General features: G+C 69.4%; 12 protein-coding genes. 5 read left to right on the top strand and 7 right to left on the bottom strand.

Annotation, left to right across the window (positions count from 1 at the left end; genetic code table 11):
• Nucleotides 1–3 precede the first annotated feature (3 nt).
• The 3 genes from KOR34_RS10775 to KOR34_RS10765 form a co-directional block, all read right to left on the bottom strand.
• Nucleotides 4–975 (bottom strand): endonuclease/exonuclease/phosphatase family protein, encoded by a 972-nt coding sequence (locus KOR34_RS10775; protein WP_146564588.1) that lies wholly within the window; start codon nt 973–975, stop codon nt 4–6.
• 7 nt (nt 976–982) lie between these two features.
• Complete coding sequence (locus KOR34_RS10770; RefSeq protein WP_146564587.1) at nt 983–2,977, bottom strand: ABC transporter ATP-binding protein; 1,995 nt, start codon at nt 2,975–2,977, stop codon at nt 983–985.
• Nucleotides 2,978–3,107: 130 nt separating this feature from the next.
• A complete protein-coding gene (locus KOR34_RS10765; protein WP_146564586.1) occupies nt 3,108–3,677 on the bottom strand; it encodes a hypothetical protein in 570 nt (189 codons plus the stop codon).
• Nucleotides 3,678–3,814: 137 nt separating this feature from the next.
• On the opposite strand from KOR34_RS10765, the gene KOR34_RS27135 reads away from it, so the two are divergent.
• A complete protein-coding gene (locus KOR34_RS27135; protein ID WP_228714574.1) occupies nt 3,815–4,381 on the top strand; it encodes a hypothetical protein in 567 nt (188 codons plus the stop codon).
• 84 nt (nt 4,382–4,465) lie between these two features.
• Here the strand turns inward: KOR34_RS27135 and KOR34_RS10755 are convergent, their stop codons facing one another.
• Nucleotides 4,466–5,059 carry a hypothetical protein gene (locus KOR34_RS10755; protein WP_228714573.1) on the bottom strand — a complete coding sequence of 198 codons (594 nt, stop codon included), beginning with the start codon at nt 5,057–5,059 and terminating at the stop codon, nt 4,466–4,468.
• Between the two features lie 141 nt (nt 5,060–5,200).
• Here KOR34_RS10755 and KOR34_RS10750 point away from each other — a divergent pair, with 141 nt between their 5' ends.
• From KOR34_RS10750 to KOR34_RS10735, 4 genes are all read left to right on the top strand, one after another.
• On the top strand, nt 5,201–6,166 hold the full coding sequence (locus KOR34_RS10750) for a TerC family protein (protein ID WP_146564585.1): 966 nt from the start codon (nt 5,201–5,203) through the stop codon (nt 6,164–6,166).
• A gap of 208 nt (nt 6,167–6,374) precedes the next feature.
• Complete coding sequence (locus KOR34_RS10745; RefSeq protein WP_146564584.1) at nt 6,375–7,661, top strand: MFS transporter; 1,287 nt, start codon at nt 6,375–6,377, stop codon at nt 7,659–7,661.
• A gap of 219 nt (nt 7,662–7,880) precedes the next feature.
• Nucleotides 7,881–10,976 (top strand): PSD1 and planctomycete cytochrome C domain-containing protein, encoded by a 3,096-nt coding sequence (locus KOR34_RS10740; RefSeq protein WP_228714572.1) that lies wholly within the window; start codon nt 7,881–7,883, stop codon nt 10,974–10,976.
• A complete protein-coding gene (locus KOR34_RS10735; RefSeq protein WP_390620774.1) occupies nt 10,973–12,376 on the top strand; it encodes a DUF1501 domain-containing protein in 1,404 nt (467 codons plus the stop codon). The genes KOR34_RS10740 and KOR34_RS10735 overlap by 4 nt, the downstream gene beginning before the upstream one ends.
• Nucleotides 12,377–12,635: 259 nt before the next feature.
• Here the strand turns inward: KOR34_RS10735 and KOR34_RS10730 are convergent, their stop codons facing one another.
• The 3 genes from KOR34_RS10730 to KOR34_RS10720 are packed head-to-tail and all read right to left on the bottom strand — an operon-like array spanning nt 12,636 to nt 17,058.
• Complete coding sequence (locus KOR34_RS10730) at nt 12,636–15,662, bottom strand: hypothetical protein (RefSeq protein ID WP_146564583.1); 3,027 nt, start codon at nt 15,660–15,662, stop codon at nt 12,636–12,638.
• A 60-nt stretch (nt 15,663–15,722) separates the two neighbouring features.
• Entirely contained in the window at nt 15,723–16,658 is a 936-nt protein-coding gene (locus tag KOR34_RS10725; protein WP_146564582.1) for an ABC transporter ATP-binding protein, read from the bottom strand.
• Nucleotides 16,642–17,058: a GntR family transcriptional regulator gene (locus KOR34_RS10720; protein ID WP_146564581.1), complete on the bottom strand. Its 417-nt coding sequence runs from the start codon at nt 17,056–17,058 to the stop codon at nt 16,642–16,644. The genes KOR34_RS10725 and KOR34_RS10720 overlap by 17 nt, the downstream gene beginning before the upstream one ends.
• Between the last annotated feature and the right edge of the window lie 10 nt (nt 17,059–17,068).

Below are 17,068 nucleotides of genomic sequence, written 5' to 3'. Positions count from 1 at the left end.
ACGTCACTTCTGGGAGACAAACTCCACGATCACGGCGCGGTGATCAGAGCCCACGTCCGGACCGATCTGCCGATCTACCACTTTCAGGCCATCTGTATGGAGGGCGTGGTCGATAGGGATACCGATCAGGTTGCGCCCTACCCGCCAAGTCGTGCGCAGCCAACGGCCGGTTGCGCTGTCGTTCAATCGGCTGGCGTTCAAGAGCGAACGGAAGTAGGGCGACCACGGCGTAACGTTTAAGTCGCCCACCACCACCTGCTCGCCCGGCGTACTGAGCGACCATTCGGCGATCGCCGCAAGGTGATCGTTGCGAAGCCGGGCGTTCTCGGCGCCGATCGGAGGCAGCGGGTGCGTCGCCAGCACCGTGATGGGCTGCCCCTCGAACAACAGCGTCGCGCGGATCGACGGGACTTCCGAGTTGGCGAGCTCGATCACTTCCAGGCTCTCGGTCGGCAGTTTGCTGAACAGCGCCACGCCGAAGTTGTCGCTGCGCGGCAGGGTCTTGGCGGTCGGGAACTTGGCGAACAGCGGCGCCAGGTCCGCCATCCAGCTACGGTCGACCTCGATGAGCGCCAGCACGTCCGGGTCTACCTGCTCGACCAGCCGCAGCACGTCATCGTGCCGCTGGTTGCTGGTCAGCACGTTGAGCGTCATCACCCGCACCGTGAGTTGGTCCCTCGAGGGAACGCCGGCCGGCAGCAGATAGGGCGACAGCAGCCACACGTTGAGCACCAACGCCACGGCCGCTGCGACGCCAAGCCGCCGGCGGCGGTGCGGGCCCGGCAGGAGAAACAGCGGAGTCGCGATCAGCAACGCCGCTGCGTAGTAGGCCGTGAAGTGGCAGGGGAGCTCAAGTGGCCACCAGAGCCGGCCCAGGAGCTGGCCGCAGGCGGTCAGCAGGATCGAGAACAGCCCCGCCAACGCAACAACGCGCGCCAGTCCGTTCGCGGCGTCGGTGAGCACCCGGCGGGCCATGCTTCGGTCAGGCGCTCTCGCGGTAGCTCACGTGGCAGAAGCTGCGGAAGAGTTCGTTGCGGGAGAGCAGCTCGTCGGGCGTGCCGATGTCGTCGATGCGGCCGCGGTCCATCACCACCACGCGGTCGGCCAGCGTCAGCGTGCTGGGGCGGTGCGTGATGAGGAACGTGGTGCGGGTGCGGATGAACTTGTCCAGCGCCTGGTGGATCAGCCGTTCGCTCTCGACGTCGATCTGGCTGGTGGCCTCGTCGAGGATCATGATCTCCGGGTTGCGGAGGATCGCCCGGGCGAGGGTGATCCGCTGCCGCTGCCCGCCCGACAGCCGGTTGCCGCCGGGGCCGATGACGGTGTCGTAGCCGTGGGCCAGCTTGTTGGTGATGAAGCCGTGGGCGTAGGCCTGGCGGGCGGCCTCCTCGATCTGCTCCTGAGTCGCGGACGGGGCGCCGTAGCTGATGTTGGCCGCGACGGTGTCATTGAACACCACCGCCTGCTGCGACACGATGCCAATCCGCTTGCGGAGCTCGCGGATCCGCACGTCCCGCAGGTCGACCCCGTCGAGGGAGATCGACCCGGCGTCGACATCGTAGAAGCGGGGCAGCAGGTTCAGCAGCGTGCTCTTGCCGCAGCCGTTTGGGCCGACGATGGCGATGGTCTCGCCGCGGCGCACGGTAAGATTCACGTTGGTCAGCACCGGCTTGGCCGGGTCGTACCGGAAGCACACGTCCTGGAAGTCGATCACCCCAACCGGCGACTTCAGCGGCTGCGGGTTGGGCGGGTCGAGAATCCGCGGCTCGCGGTCCAGCACCTGGTAGATCCGGTCGGCCGACGCGCTGGCGCGCTGGATGGAGTTGAACACATTGGACAGCCGCCGCGCCGGGTCGCTCATGCCGATGAGCATCGCGAAGAACATGCTCATCTGCCCGTGGGTGAGCGGCGCGTCGCTGATCGGAAGTCCCAGCAGGCTGGTCTGCTCGTTGAGCACCAGGTAGCCGCCGGACATCGCGGCCAGCACCACCATCGCCACGCCCAGGTTCTCGGTCACGGGGCTCACCAGCGAGCCGTACCACGCGATCTTCATCTGCCGCCCGTAGAAGGTGCGGGCCGACGCGCCGAACCGCGCCCGCTCGGCGGGCTCGTTGGTGAACGCCTTGATGACGCGGATCGAGCCGAGGGTCTCGGTGAGGGTCTCGTAGATGCTGGACAGATCCTCCATCGCGCGGCGGTTGGCCCGCTTGAGCGCCTTGGAGAGCCAGCTGATCGCCACCCCGGCGATCGGCACGACGATGATCGTCAGCAGCAGCAGCCGCCAGCTGATGAACGCGGCGCCGATGAAGCACGCGATCATCTTGAGCGGCTCGCGGAGCGCCTCGCCGAAGACCGACTGGATGCCGATCTGCAACGCCTCGAGGTCCGACGTGCAGCGGGTCATCAGGTCGCCGCGGCCGCTGTCGCTGAAGTCGGCCATGTCGAGCCGCAGCACCCGGCGGTAGAACTCGTTGCGGAGCTCCAGCGCCGACCGGGCGCCCAGCCGCACCACCAGCACGATGTTCAGCACGCGGAAGAAGTTCTTGACCAGCGTGCCGACCAGCACCGCCGCGCACACCACGCCGAGGGTCTCAAACGGTGTGTCGGGCAGCATCTCGGCGTAGGGGCGGACCCACTCGACGCGGGCCAGCCGCGCGTGGTCGGTGGCCAGGCGTTCGTCGGCCTGGGCGAGCCGCCAGTTCAGCGACTCCTGCTCCTCGGGCGCCGCCGCAGCGGCCTGGCTCTCGAGGTTCTGGAGTTCAACCTCGTGGGCGTTGATCTCCTGGTTGATCTCTGCGACCTGCGCGTCGATCCACTGCGGGACCGACATGTTCTGCATCACCGCGTCGACAATCGGCCAGACGGCGGCCAGGTTCAGCGCCCACAACGCGGCCACCATCAGGCTGGTGGCGATACAGGCCGCGACATTCACCCGCAGACGGAGCGCGATCCGGAGCGCTCGGGAGAAGTTACTCATGCTAGCTTACTTGGTGCGGGTCCAGCGGGCGTGCTTGGGGGAAGCCTCGGCGCGAAATTGAGCCGGGGCGTTCTAACAGATGCCCCCCCGCGGAGGAAGATCGACCGCCCGCCCGTCGCGGCGGCGGCTGCTAGCTGTCGAAGGGGCTGGCGTCGGTCGGCGGGGGTCGGCGTCGCCGCTTGGCGAGCTGCCGGGCGGCGGCGGCGGCGACCAGCACCACCAGCGGCGTCATCAGCGTCATCGTGACGTAGAACGCGTGGCTCTCCCCCTGCTTGGCCATGCCGCCGTAGCCGGCCGCAGCGGCGGCCAGCAGGAACGTCAGCGCGAAGAACCCCCGCGTGGTGAAGGCCGGCGCCCGCCCGCCGCGGCGCCGGTACAGGTACGCCGCCAGCAGTCCGAGCGCGAGCAGCAGCACCGCCAGCAGCAGTGCTAGCACGAACGACAGCGTCTGGGCCTGCCCGTACCGCCGCATGATGGTGTAGCCGGCGGTCGCGACCGACACGACGAACAACGCCGAGAACACGGCGCTCAGGCGGAACTGCAGCGGGCTGAGCGGCGCAGGCGGTGCGGACGGCGGGCCGGCGGCCGCCTCGTCGGGCGGTGGAGCGGCCGCGCGGGGCGGCGTGTCGAACGGCGTCTTGAGGCGGGGGCGGTCGACCATAGGTTCGCGACGCGGCGCCCGCTGCTCGGCGGGTCGCACGGGATGTGCCGAAAGGTTCAATTCCTCCGATTGTACCGCCGATACTCCAACCACAGATACCCGCCGCGGTCCGGCGCGCTCATTGCGCGTGCGGGCAGCGAAATCAGTTCAGCGGTGGTTCCATAGGGGGGAAAACCATGAAGACTCTGTACGCCTTGGTGGCGGCTGCGCTCTTGATCCCGAGCGTCGGCTGCCAGTCCATCGGCGGCCTGGGCCAGCAGAACCAGGCCATGCCGTCGCACATCACCCAGTCGCAACGCGCGCCGCGTCCGACGATCTTCCGCTCCGGCCCGGTCCAGTCGCCCGGACTGGCCAGCACCGTCCAGGTGCCCGAGACCGGCCTGTTCCAGCGGTGCGGGTACGAGTGCGGCGGTTCCTGCGGCATGGGCTGCGGCGACTGCTGCGGCTCGGAGTGCGGCGCCGGCGGCTGCTCGGCCGGTGGTTGCGGCGCGTGCCGCGGCGGACGCGGCTGCAACGGCGGTTGTGGCGGCTGCGGCTGCTGCAACGGCAACGGGCTGATCAACAAGGCGGTCAGCGGCGTGCTGGACTGCGCCCAGACCGACGCGTCCTACAACTTCAATCCGGGACCGGCCGCCGCCCAGGTCGCCTACCCGTACTACACCACGCGTGGCCCGCGGGACTTCCTGATGGCCAACCCGCCTAGCATCGGCCCGGGCGCCTACAGCCCGAACTGCCCGTACTAGTCGGACAGCGAGAAACGGCGTGCAGGGACGCACGCCCAAGCCGGCCGCCTGCGCACGGATGCGAACCCAGGCGGCCGGCTTTTTCTATGCGCCAAGCCACGCCCGCGCTAGCGCGGCGGCCTGCCCGGCCGCGGGCCACAGCCCGGCGAAGACCAGGCCCGTGAGGACGGCGTACACGACGCCGTCCAGCAGCGACATCGCCACCTTCTGGGGGAACCAGAAGACGCTGGGGAACTTCGCGAAGCAGTGCGTCAGCAGCCCGGCGGTCGCGACAAACCGGAAGACGTGAACGAAGCCCGCTCCGCGTGGCAGGCCAATCGAAGCCAGGTAGCCAATGACCGTTGCGGCCACCAGGAAGAACGCGAGCGTCTTGCCGATCGCCGCCGGCATGTTGAGCGGCCGCTCGTACACGGTCAGGAACAGGCTGCAGCGTTTCTGCTTCTCCTGGAACGCCGGCTCGGCGGCCTCCTTCATGTCCGCGCAGTAGGGCGCCGGGTACTGCCCCGGCGCCACCTGGTCTGCCTGGAGCAACGCGAGGAGCTTGTCCTCGGTCTCGCCCAGGCTCTTGAACTCCGGCTTGTGGTGCGGCAGCACCGTCCACGCGATCGTGCTGGCGATGTGCGTCGCGACGCCCGACAGCAGGATTGGCAGCCACAGATCGGCGATCGAGATTTCCATGCGTGCTCCGAGATGAGTAGGCGGCGGGCGGGCCGTTGCTCGGTCGCGCGGGGCGAGGCTCGGCTCGCCAGCTCGGCCGGCATTCGTTAACCTCTTGAAGTCCGTAGTATTCCCGAGTTCTGCGACCCCGCAAGACGTCCGATGCAAGAATTCTTCTCCATCCAAGGCCTCACAACCCTGGTGATGCTGGTGCTGCTGCAGGCGGTGCTGGGGTTCGACAACCTGCTGTACATCTCGATCGAGTCGAAGCGGGCGCCGGAGGACCAGCAGTCGTGGGTGCGGCGGGTGGGGATCGTGTTGGCGATCGGGCTGCGGATCGTGCTGCTGCTGGTGATCATGCTGCTGATCGACAAGGTCAAGGAGCCGCTCTTCAAGCTGGCAATCCCAAACCCGTTCGCCAGCGAGATGGCGGCCGAGTCGGACCCGGCGCCCGCGCCCGAGCCGCTCTCGCCCGTTGGCGCCGAGGGCCCGGTGACCTCCGCCGGCAAGGCGGCCCACGACGAGCACGGCGGCGACCGACCGGGCGGTTCGTCCTACATCTTCTTTGGCGACTTCACGCTGCACAGCCTGATCACGCTGTTCGGCGGCGCGTTCATCCTCTACACCGCGGTCAAGGAGGTGCTGCACCTGCTGGCGGTGGAGCACATCGAGCACGGCGCCGAGGGCCAGCCCACCAAGCCGGTCGGCATGGTGGTGACCATGATCGTCATCATGAACCTGGTGTTCTCCTTCGACTCCATCCTGTCGGCGATGGCGCTCACCAGCCACTTCAGCCGCGGGCCCGCGTTCTGGCTGATGGCCGTGGCCGTGGTCGCGTCGGGCGTGCTGATGATCTACCTGGCGGACACCGTCTCGGAGTTCCTCAAGAAGAACCGCATGTACGAGGTGCTCGGCCTGTTTGTGCTGTTCATCGTCGGCGTGATGCTGCTGGGCGAGGGCGGTCATCTGGCCCACCTGACGCTGTTCTCCTACCACGTGGAGCCGATGGCGAAGTCCACCTTCTACTTCACGCTGGCGGTGCTGCTGGCGATCGACATCGTCCAGGCCAAGTACCGCAAGAAGCTGCTTGCGCAGCGGGCCCACGAGCTGCAGGACGATCACGTCTAGCACGGCGAACCCGCGGACGGGGCGCACGGTCCTTACTGCTTGGCGTCCGCGTCGGGCGTCCGAACGCCGCCGCTGCGGAACCCTGTAGCCAGTTGGCGGTGACAGGCCGACCCCGGCGCGAGACAATACGCGAGCGACCCCGCCCCCGCCGGCGGGTCGCCCGCGACCGCCGCGGCCCTCCCCCACCCCCCCTGCCCTCCCCCGCGTTATGGCCCAACCCGCCGGTCAGAAAGTCGGCCCTGCGCCGCAACCCGAAGCCGACCCCCGCTACGCCTGGGTCATGCTGCCGCTGGCGATGCTGATGCAGATCGGCACCAGCCCGGGCCAGACGTTCGGCGTGTCGTTGTTCAACGAGCCGATCCGCCAGGAGCTGGGGCTGAGCGACAGCCTGCTGACCGGCGCGTACATGATCGCCAGCCTGCTGGCTGCCGTGCCGCTGATGGCGATTGGCAGGCGGATGGACCAGCACGGCCTGCGGCGGGTGTCGCTCTCGCTGGTGGCGTTGGTTGGGTTGTCGTGCGTGGTCATCTCACAGGTCCACGGACCGGTGGGGCTGACGATCGCGTTCTTCATGCTCCGCGCGTTCGGGCAGGGCGGGCTGTCGCTCGCGGCCAGCAACACGCTCGGCACGTGGTTCGTCCGCCGGCTGGGCCTCGCGTCCGGGCTGGCCGGCGTCGGCATGTCGGCGGCGATCGCGGTGCTGCCGCTGGCGTACTTCGAGCTCATCGAGCGGCTCGGCTGGCGCTACGCGTACCTGGCGATCGGCCTGTTCACGTGGGTGACGCTGCTGCCGCTGCTGGGCCTGCTCTACCGCAACAGCCCGGTGGTGCAGGACGCCGACACCGACCACGAGGTGGCGGCCCTAGGGCCTTCGCTCGACCTGCGGGCGGCGATGCGCACGCCGGCGTACTGGATCGCGATGAACTGCGCCGCGATGTCGGGGCTGATCGCCACCGCCGTGTTCTTCAACCTGGTGCGGCTGTTCGAGCTGCAGGGCTTCACCGCCGCGCAGGCCGCCGCGATCTTCCCCACGGTGGCGGTCGCGATGGCGCTGCTGCAGATCAAGGGCGGGCTGCTGGCCGACTACTTGCCGCTCCGCGGGCTGATGGCCGTGGCGATGGCCAGCCTGGGGGCCGGCGTGCTGGTGCTGGGGACCGCCCACACGCTGTTGATGACCCAGGTTGGCGCCGCGCTGCTGGGCGCTGGGCAGGGGCTGATGGCCGTTACCGGCAACACGCTGTGGCCCCGGTACTTTGGTCGCAGGCACCTCGGATCGATCCGCAGCTCGGTCTGGACCGCCACGGTCGCCGCGTGCAGCGCAGGCCCGTTCATCATGGGCGTCACGTACGACTTGACCGGCGGCTACGGGCCCTCGATCTGGCTGTTCGTCGGGTTGGCCTGGGCGTCCGCGGCCGCGTCGGCGGGCTGGGCCGTGCGGCCGCAGACGAAGCCGCGCAGCGTCCCGATCGAGCTGTGCGGACAGGGCGTCGCGTAACGCAGCGCGCGCTTGCGGGCGGCCGAGTTGCGCGATTTCTGCCAATTCTTTAGATCGCTGGCAATTGGCCTGCGCACCGATACGGCGAGTTTGTTTGCCGATCGCTGGGTCGGTTATAATCACGCCGGATCTGCCTGCCCCAGTCCGTACGCAGTTGTCTGCCTGAGTCCTCGCGGACAAACTGCGGCCCGCCTTCACCCACGCAACGGAGTGTGCCGCGTGCAGCTTCGCTTTTCTTGGCTACTCGTCGCGATCCTTGTAGCAGGTTCCGGATCCCGCGCAGCAACTGCCGGCGGAGGTTTCTCCGGCGAGCAGCTGGAGTTCTTCGAGACCAAAGTCCGCCCGCTGCTGGCCGAGCACTGCTACGCGTGCCACAGCGCTAAGACGGGCAAGACCAAGGGCGGCGTGCGGCTGGACCACCGCGACATGCTCATCACGGGCGGCGACTCCGGGCCGGCCATCGTGCCGGGCGAGCCCGACGCCAGCCTGCTACTCGAGGCGGTTCGCTACGAGTCTTACCAGATGCCGCCCACGGGCAAGCTGCCCGACCAGGACATCCAGACGCTCGCCCGTTGGGTGGCGATGGGCGCCCCCTGGCCCGAGGAGCCGCTGCCCCAGCTCAACAGCGACGAGAAGGCGTTCGACCTGCCCGCCCGCCGCGAGGCCCACTGGGCGTGGCAACCGGTCGAGGCGCCCACACCGCCGGCCGTGGCCGACCCGCAGTGGCCAGCCGACCCGATCGATCAGTTCGTGCTCGCGAAGCTCGAGGCCAGTTCGCTCCGCCCCGCCCCGCCGAAGAGCCGCACCGCCCTGCTCCGCCGGCTGTACTTCGACCTGATCGGGCTGCCGCCCTCGTCCGACGAGGTGCAGGCGTTTCTTGATGACGAGTCGCCGGACGCGGTGGCGACGGTGGTCGACCGGCTGCTCGCGTCCGAGCGGTTCGGCGAGCGGTGGGGCCGGCACTGGCTCGACCTGGTGCGCTACGCCGAGTCGCGCGGGCACGAGTACGACTTCGACGCCCTGAACGCCTACCAGTACCGGGACTATGTGATCCGCGCGTTGAACGCCGACGTGCCGTACGACCAATTCCTGCGTGAGCACATCGCCGGCGACCTGATCGACGAGCCGCGACTCAACCCCGAACGCGGGTTCAACGAGTCGCTGCTTGGGACCGGTTTCTGGCACCTGGGCGAGTGGGTCCACTCGCCGGTCGACACGCGCAAGGACGAGACCGACCGCTTCGACAACATGATTGACGTGCTGAGCAAGTCGATGCTGGCGATGACCGTGTCCTGCGCCCGCTGCCACGACCACAAGTTCGATGCCATCTCGATGGCCGACTACTACTCCCTCAGCGGCTTCTTGCAGAGCAGCGGCTTCCGCCAGACGCGGTTCGAGTCGGGCGAGCACAACCGCCGCGTGGCGGAGCGGCTGGCGGAGCTCGACGACCGCTACCGCCGCCGGCTCCGCGAGCTGATCGGGTCCGCCGGCCTGCCGGCCGAGAACGAGGCCACGGCGCAGCGGCCGTCGAAGGGGCTGCCGGCGCCGCCGACCGGCGCAGCGACCCGCACGCTGATCGACTACGCCGCCGCGACGCCACGCGAGTTCATGCAGGACGGGTTTGGCTTCGGCCAGGGCGCCCGGCCCGCGGGAGAACTGACGATCTCTGACGCCCAGGGCGGCCCAGGACTGCGATTGGCGTCCGCCGCGAGCGCCGCCTTCGACCCGTTCTGGCGGGGCCTGGAGAGCCGATCGGAGGACTACATCAACGGCCCGGGCCGGCTCGACCCCAAGCACTGGGCGGGCCGCACCCTCCGCACCCCGACCATCGAGCTCGCCACCGGCGAGGTGCACCTGCTGGTCCGGGGCGGCGGGAGGGCGTTCGCGTGCGTCGACTCTCACCGCACGGTCTCCCCGCCGCTGCACCAGGAAACGATTATCGAGTTTCCCACCTCCGACGAGGTCCGCTGGGTGGCGATGCCGCTGCCGCGGTTCCGCGGCGCCCGCATTCATTTCGAGTTCTGCCCCAACGATGACGACCGGCTCGAGGTCCTGCGGGTCGTGGAACGGGGCGAACAAGCCGACTCGGTCGCCCACCATGACCAGCCGTCGATCGACGGGAACGAAGCCGAGGCGTTGCGGCGGTGGGTCGCCGGCGAGCCGCTTCCGCCCGGCATCGGCGCCGCGCTCGCGCACCGGCTCGCGCCGATCGTTCGGGCGCCTTCGGAGTTCCTGTCGGCTGAGTCGGCCCGCGAGCTGCAAGACCTAGTCGGCGCCTGGTCGGTCGAACGCGAGGAGCTCCGCGGCAAGGTGATGCGCGCGTCGGATCTTGCGATGGCGTCCATGGAGCTCAACGGCGAGGACGACCGCCTGCTGATCCGCGGCAACTCGTCTTCACCGGCGGCGGTCCAGCCCCGCCGGTTCCTCGAGGCGATCGACGGCGGCGGCCCGATGAGCATCCCTGCCGGGTCCGGCCGCGCGCAACTTGCCGACCGGATCACCGACCCGCAGAACCCGCTTACCGCGCGGGTGATCGTCAACCGCGTCTGGGGCCACCTGATGGGCGACGGCATCGTCCGTTCACCGGACAACTTCGGCGTGCTCGGCCAGCGGCCTACCCACCCAGAGCTGCTCGACTACCTGGCGACCGAATTCGTCGCGGACGGGCAGTCGCTCAAGCGGCTGATCCGTCGGCTCGCCCTGACCAGCACCTACGCCATGTCCGGCCGGGCGGGTGACGACGCGCTTTCGGCCGACCCGCTCAACCTGCTCTGGTCGCACCTGCCGCCCAAGCGGCTCGAGGCCGAGGCGATCCGCGATGCGCTGCTCGTGCTCTCCGGCCGGTACGACCCCGCCATGTACGGCCGCCCCGTGCCGGTGCACCTCACCCCGTTTATGCAGGGCCGCGGCCGGCCCAAGGAAAGCGGTCCGCTCGACGGCGCCGGGCGGCGTTCGATCTACGTCGCGGTGCGGCGTAACTTCCTGCCGCCAATGGCGCTGGCGTTCGACATGCCGTCGCCGTTCAGCTCGATGGGCCGCCGCACGCGGTCCAACGTGCCCGCCCAGGCGTTGGTGCTGCTGAACAGCCCGTTTGTCGCGGAGCAAACCTCGGCGTGGGCCGAGCGCACGCACGCCGCGGCCGAAGACTCCCACGCAACGGCCCGAAAGCTTTACGTTTCTGGCCTGGGCCGCGAGCCGTCGGAGGAAGAGCTGGAGTCGCTTGTCGAGTTTGTGGCCGCCGGCCCGGCGGTTGAGGGCTGGGCCGAGGCGGCGCACGCGCTGGTCAACTCCAAGGAATTCATCTACCTGCCATGACGCACCGCTACCAGACCGTCACCCGCCGAGAGATGCTCCGCCGCTGCGCCAGCGGGTTTGGCGCGGTGTCGCTCGCCGCGCTGATGACGGACAAGTCGTTCGGCGGCAGCGCCATGCACGGCATGCACCACCGGCCGACCGCCAGGAATGTGATCTTCCTGTACATGGACGGCGGCCCGTCGCAGGTGGACACGTTCGACCCCAAGCCGATGCTTGCCAAGCACAACGGCGAGGACCCCAGCCAGTTCTTCAAGGTCGCCCCGACCCAGTTCAACAACAACGGCACGGTGCTGGCCAGCCCGTGGAAGTTCCGCAAGCACGGCCAGTCGGGCATCGAGGTGAGCGAGCTGTTCCCGCACGTCGCGCGGGTTGTGGACGAGCTGGCCGTGGTGCGGTCGATGGTGTCCGAGTTCCCCGAGCACACCTCGGCCAACTACTTCCTGCACTCCGGCAGCGGGCTGCAGGGCCGGCCCAGCATGGGCGCGTGGCTCACGTACGGCCTGGGCAGCGAGTGTCAGGACCTGCCGGGCTTTGTGGTGATGGACGGCGGGCTCATCCCGCCCGGCGGCATCGACTGCTTCGGCAACGGGTTCCTGCCGGCCAGCTACCAGGGGTCGATCTTCAAGCCGTCGGGCTCAGCGGTGGCGAACATCGGGCGGCGCGAGCCGACCGCAGAGCGGCAGCGCCGCAAGCTGCGGCTCATCGAGCGGCTCGACTCGCTCACCGCGGCCCAGTTCCGCGAGCACGACGCCGTCGAGTCCGCCATCCGCAACTACGAGCTGGCCTACAAGATGCAGTCGGCGGTGCCCGGCCTGATGGACCTCGACTCGGAGCCCGACCACATCCGTCGTTTGTACGGCCTGGACGCCGAGCACCGTGGCACGCAGATCTACGCGGCGGAGTGCCTGGTGGCCCGCCGGCTGGTGGAACGCGGCGTGCGTTTCGTGGAGCTCACCTGCCCACGGCTCGACACCGACCGGTGGGACCAGCACGCCAACCTCAAGTACGGCCACGAGCAGAACGCCCGCGCGGTCGACCAGCCGGTCGCCGCGCTGATCACCGACCTCAAGCAGCGGGGCCTCTTGGACGAGACGCTGGTCGTCTGGGCGGGCGAGTTCGGCCGCACGCCGTTCGCCCAGGGCGCCGAGGGACGCGACCACAACCCGCACGGGTTCACCATCTGGATGGCCGGCGGCGGGGTCCGCGGCGGGGTGGTGCACGGCGCCACCGACGAGTTCGGCTACCGCGCGGTCGAGAACCGCGTCGAGGTGCACGACCTGCACGCCACGATGCTGCACCTGTTGGGCATCGACCACACGCGCAGCACCTACCGCTTCGGCGGCCGCGACATGCGGCTAACGGATGTGAAGGGGCACGTGGTGCACCCGATCATCGCCTAGCAGGACGCCGCGTTCGCTCGCGACGCGCGGGCAACCTAGCGGAACGCCAGCGACAGCAGCATGCCAACCGTGAAGGAGACGGTGCACAGGATCGCGGGGAGCAGACGCATAGCAGGACTCGGGAGGGCTTCGGAGGGTGGGGGCCGCCGCCGGCAGGGCGCCGCGGGGGCCGATCTCTCAAGGCGGGATCACGGAAGTATAGGCCGCGCACCGGGGGTAGGGCCAGAGGGGTTGTGCCGGTATTGCGGGTTGCCCGGGCCTACTCGGCGACCTCCTTCGCTGTGTCTAGGTCTGCCGGCAGCGGCATCCAGAACCCGCCGCCAACAGAGTACGGCAGCAAATCGTCGTGATTCGGCAGCATCATAGTGGGGCGCGTGTCGATGGTTTGGCCCTCTTCGGCCTCGTCGGGCCCCAGTTCGGTGGCGGCGACCAGCTGTCCCTCCGCGTCGATCTCGAAGTGCAGCTCGCCCTCGGTCGGCCGGCCCGACCCCGCGGCGTTGGGCACGACGCCGGCCGACCACAGCAAGGGCGTGCGTTGGGGGATCAATTGGCGCCCGCCGGCCGTGACCGCGTCCCAGGCGATCAGGTCAAACCCCTGGGGTTCGTAGCCATACAGGTCGTTGCTCAGCGGGTTGATCAAGCCGTCCGGCGCCAGGTACTCGGGCGCCAACTCTGCAAGCGACTCCGGGTAGGCGCCCTGGTCGATCCGGTAGGCGATCAGCGCCAGCCTCACCAGCTCCGCCCGGCGGTACGACTCGCCCATCATCCAGGCGCGCACCCAGCGGTGCGGATTCAGCCCGTACTCGTTAGCTGCCAGAGCGCTCGTCTTTGCCAGAGAGAGAAGGCGGTAGTTGTGCGGCGGGCGTCCCGACCTGATCTCGTCGTTGCCCAGGGCCTCGGTCTCCAGCAGCAGGAGCGACTCGGGCGCCCAATACGACTGCAGGACACGGTCGAGCGTCGCGCGGGGCCGCGCGCCCGCGGTTGGGTGCGCCGCCATGCGGCAGCCGGAGAGGAAGTCGATGTCCTTGATCGCCATCAGGTTGAGCGCCCGCTCCGCCCGGGCGGCTTCGCTGGGCAACGCGTTCAATACATAGGTGGCCCACTGGAACAGACTGGGGGAGGCGTCCTTGCCGCGGAGAAAAGTGGGCGCCTCTTTGCCACGAATCACCGCTTGGGCGTCGAGGTACACGTCCAGCGCCGGCTCGGCCGGGTCGCTCAACGGGGAGTCGACCTGGCGGATCTGGTTGAGCGCGTCCAGCACCGGCTCGCTCTCTTGCTGGGCGGCCGCCCAGTCGACGATTGCGCGGCTCGTCTCGAAGGTCCCCCGCAGCGTCTGGAGGAAGTCGTTGTACGTTGTCTGGCTGGTGCGCTGCACGTTCGCCCGGCGGCAAGCGAGCAGCACCTCAAGCCGGTCGTTGCTTTCGGAAGCCAACGCGGCCGGGATCAGCCCACTCAACGCCCCATCCCAGGAAAACCGACGCAGCCCCTCAGACGGCGCCCGGCAGTCGACCTTGCTGAGCTTGATAAACTCCGGTAGCCACTCATCGATCGGTTTCGCACCGGTTGTCACCTCCTCCGCTAGCCGCATGTAGTCGTCGCCTACCTCCCTGCCCCGCTCCCGACGCGCGGCGGCCTTGCTCGCCATGGTGGGGAGCAGCGTGTTGACGGTCGAGGTCCCATGCACGACCTCGCTCGACCCGGGCAGGTTGCTCGTGAAGTAGCGGGGCGAGAGCTGTTGGGACCGCTCACCAGGAATCCCCGCCAGCACGGCGACGGCCGGCAGCACCACCGCCGCGGCCGGCGCCGCCCACCGCCACAGCCCGGGACGCTCGAACATCCAGTCCTTTATGCGCAGCAGGGTGGCCAAGAGCGCGCCCAGGCCGATTGGCGCCAGGAACCAGACCGGCGAGAGCCGCCAGCCCCCCACCAACGCGGCGTACGCCACGACCAGCATCGACGCGCCCAGCGCCAGCATGCCGGCCAGGATCTCGCTCCGCACCAGCAGCGAGAAGAGCTGCCCCACGGCGTACGCCACATACACTCCGACCAGCGCGGTGAAGAACAGTTGTGAGGCGACCTCAAGGACCTGGGCCTGCTCCATCTGCTCGGCGGCGATCGCGAGCGGGTTCAGGTCGCCGCCCGACATCCGGAACCGCCAGAGGTCCAGCCTCCCCAGCTCGGGCAAGTTCCGCCACACTGCGACCCATAAGGCCTCCGCGGCGACGACTAGCAGCAGCGTCAGGTAGCCGAGCCACACCACCTGCCGCGACAGCCACACGCCCCACGGGCGGCCGGCGTGCTCGGCCAGGAACCGGTAGCTGTGGCGCCGCTGGTCGGCGCGGAACGCTAACGCGCCGAACAACGCCGGCGTGAACAGGGGGCAGAGCATCGCGAGCCAGCCAGCGTCCGCAGAGAACGCCACGGCGAGCGCGAAGCAGCCCGACAACGCGACGCCGATCAGCGCCGCGGCGAGCGCCGTCTTCCAGCTCTCCCGGTGCGTCTGCCAGACGAGTCGCGTGAGCATGCCGCTCCGCGGCGGCCTGGTCGTCGCGCGGTCGGCAGCTTTCGTGCGGCCCCGGACCCTGGCGGTCTTCGGTTGGTCGAGCCAACGCAGGCCGAGCCAGGCGTCCAGTCCGGCGGCCAGCAGAACGAGGACGAGCCGACCCGGGATGGCGGCCTGGTAATCGTGGAGGGTGAACCCTTTGGCGTTCTCAACAGTAAGCAGCATCGCCGCCTGCCCGCTCAGCGACGCGGCCGCGATGGCGGCCACCGCGGCCAGCAACGGGTTGCGAATCAGCAGCGAAGCGAGCAGCCCCCACACAAACGCTTCAAGGATTGCGATGGCGCCCTGGCTAGCGATCATGCCGGCGAGAGGATCGCTCGGCCAGCGAACGCCGGATGCCAGCCACCCGCACGCCGCCAGCGTGGTAAGCACCGTCAGCGTCATCGCGATCCCGGCGACGACCTTTCCAGCGAACACCGCCGGCGCGTTGCGGGGGAGCCACTCAATCAGCGCGGCGGTGCCCTCCTCCCGCTCGACGGAGAACAGCGTGACCGCGGCCGCCACGGCGAACAGCGCCGCCGCGCTGAAGGCAATCGCCAGCATGGCCTCGGCCGTCGACGACCGCGGCACGAACAGCCATGCCGCCGCCATCACGAGGCAGGCGACCGCGGCCACGCCTAGGGCCAGCCCGCTGAGCATGCGGCACTCTTTCCATAGGAAGCGCTTGGCCAGACGCAGCGTCTCGGGCGCGGCGGGCGCTGTGGGGTAGGTGCCTGCGTTCATGGCGTGCGGCTTTCTGGTTTCGATAAACGGCTTTGGTGCACGAGTAGAATGGCGGCCGCGTCAGACTTGCTCCAACGGCGCTCGATGCTCCGCCGCCTGGCGTAGCGGGCCGCTCTGCTTCATGTAGGCCACGAAGATCTCTTCCAGGCCGGGCGTGCGGCGGTCGACCACCGCTACCGAGTCCAGCTCCGCCAGGCGGTCGATGGCCGCTTCGTCGTCCACGTCGCGCACCAGCAGCCGCCACTGCTTGCCGCGACGGCTGCTCTCCAAAAGCGTGCCGGGCGTGGGCGGCGGGGCGGACGCGGCGCCCTGCATCGTGGCGGTGATCTCGTAGGCGCCCAGCTTCAACCGGTCGAGCGGGTCGACCGCCAGCACCCTGCCCTCGCGGACAATCGCTACCTGGTCGGCCACGCGTTCCACCTCGCCGATCAGGTGGCTGGAGAGCAGCACCGTGTGGCCCTCGGCCGCCAGGTCGACCATGCTCTCGAGGAACTCCCGCCGCACCAGCGTGTCCAGGCCCGACGTCGGTTCGTCCAGCACCAGCAGGGGCGGCCGGTGGGCCATCGCCAGCGACAGCGCCACCTTCGCCCGCATGCCCTTGGACATCTTGCTGATCTTGCGGCCGGGGGGGACGCGGAAGCGGTCCAGCAGGTTGCGGTAGTGCTGCTCGTAGCCGTCGGGGTAGAAGCCGGCGGTGAACCAGCCGATCTCGGCGGCGGTCATCCACTCGTACAGCGTCGGCCGTTCGGGCACGTAGCCGACCTGCCGGCGGATCTCCTCGCCGTGACGGGTGCTGTCCCGCCCCAGCACAGACACCGCGCCGCCGTCGGGCGTCAGCAGGCCCAGCAGCATGCGGACCAGGGTCGTCTTCCCGGCGCCGTTCTCGCCGAGCAGCGCGAACACGCACCCTTTGGGCACGCGGAGGGTCGCCTCGTCGACGGCTGTGAACGAGCCGTAGCGCTTCGTGACCCGGTCGATCTCAATCACGTTGGTCATGCGTCTTCTCCCGCGTGCGGCCCTTGGAGAGCTTCTTGAGTTCCGATTCGAACAGCGTCTGCACCTCGTCGACCGGCAGGCCGGCGCCGAGCGCCTCGCGCAGCACGTCGTGCACGCGGCGCCGCATCAGGTCGCGGCGCTCTTTGCGGCAGGCGGTCTTGGCGCCGGCGCGGACCGCCATGCCGGTGCCCGGCACGGCCTCGACGATCTCCTGCCCCTGCAGCTCGCGGTAGGCGCGGGCCACGGTGTTGGGGTTCACGGCCAGCTCCTTGGCGAGCTCGCGGACGCTGGGGATCAGGTCGCCGGCGGAGAGCGCGCCGTCCGCGACGGCGAACATCACCTGCCGGGCGATTTGGTCGTAGACCGGCACGCCGTTGGCGGCGTTGACTTGCACGAACACGGCAAGGTTC

The organism is Posidoniimonas corsicana, from assembly GCF_007859765.1.
Taxonomy (GTDB): domain Bacteria; phylum Planctomycetota; class Planctomycetia; order Pirellulales; family Lacipirellulaceae; genus Posidoniimonas; species Posidoniimonas corsicana.
Note: the sequence above shows the minus strand (reverse complement) of the source record. Positions and strands in the feature narration are given on the sequence as shown.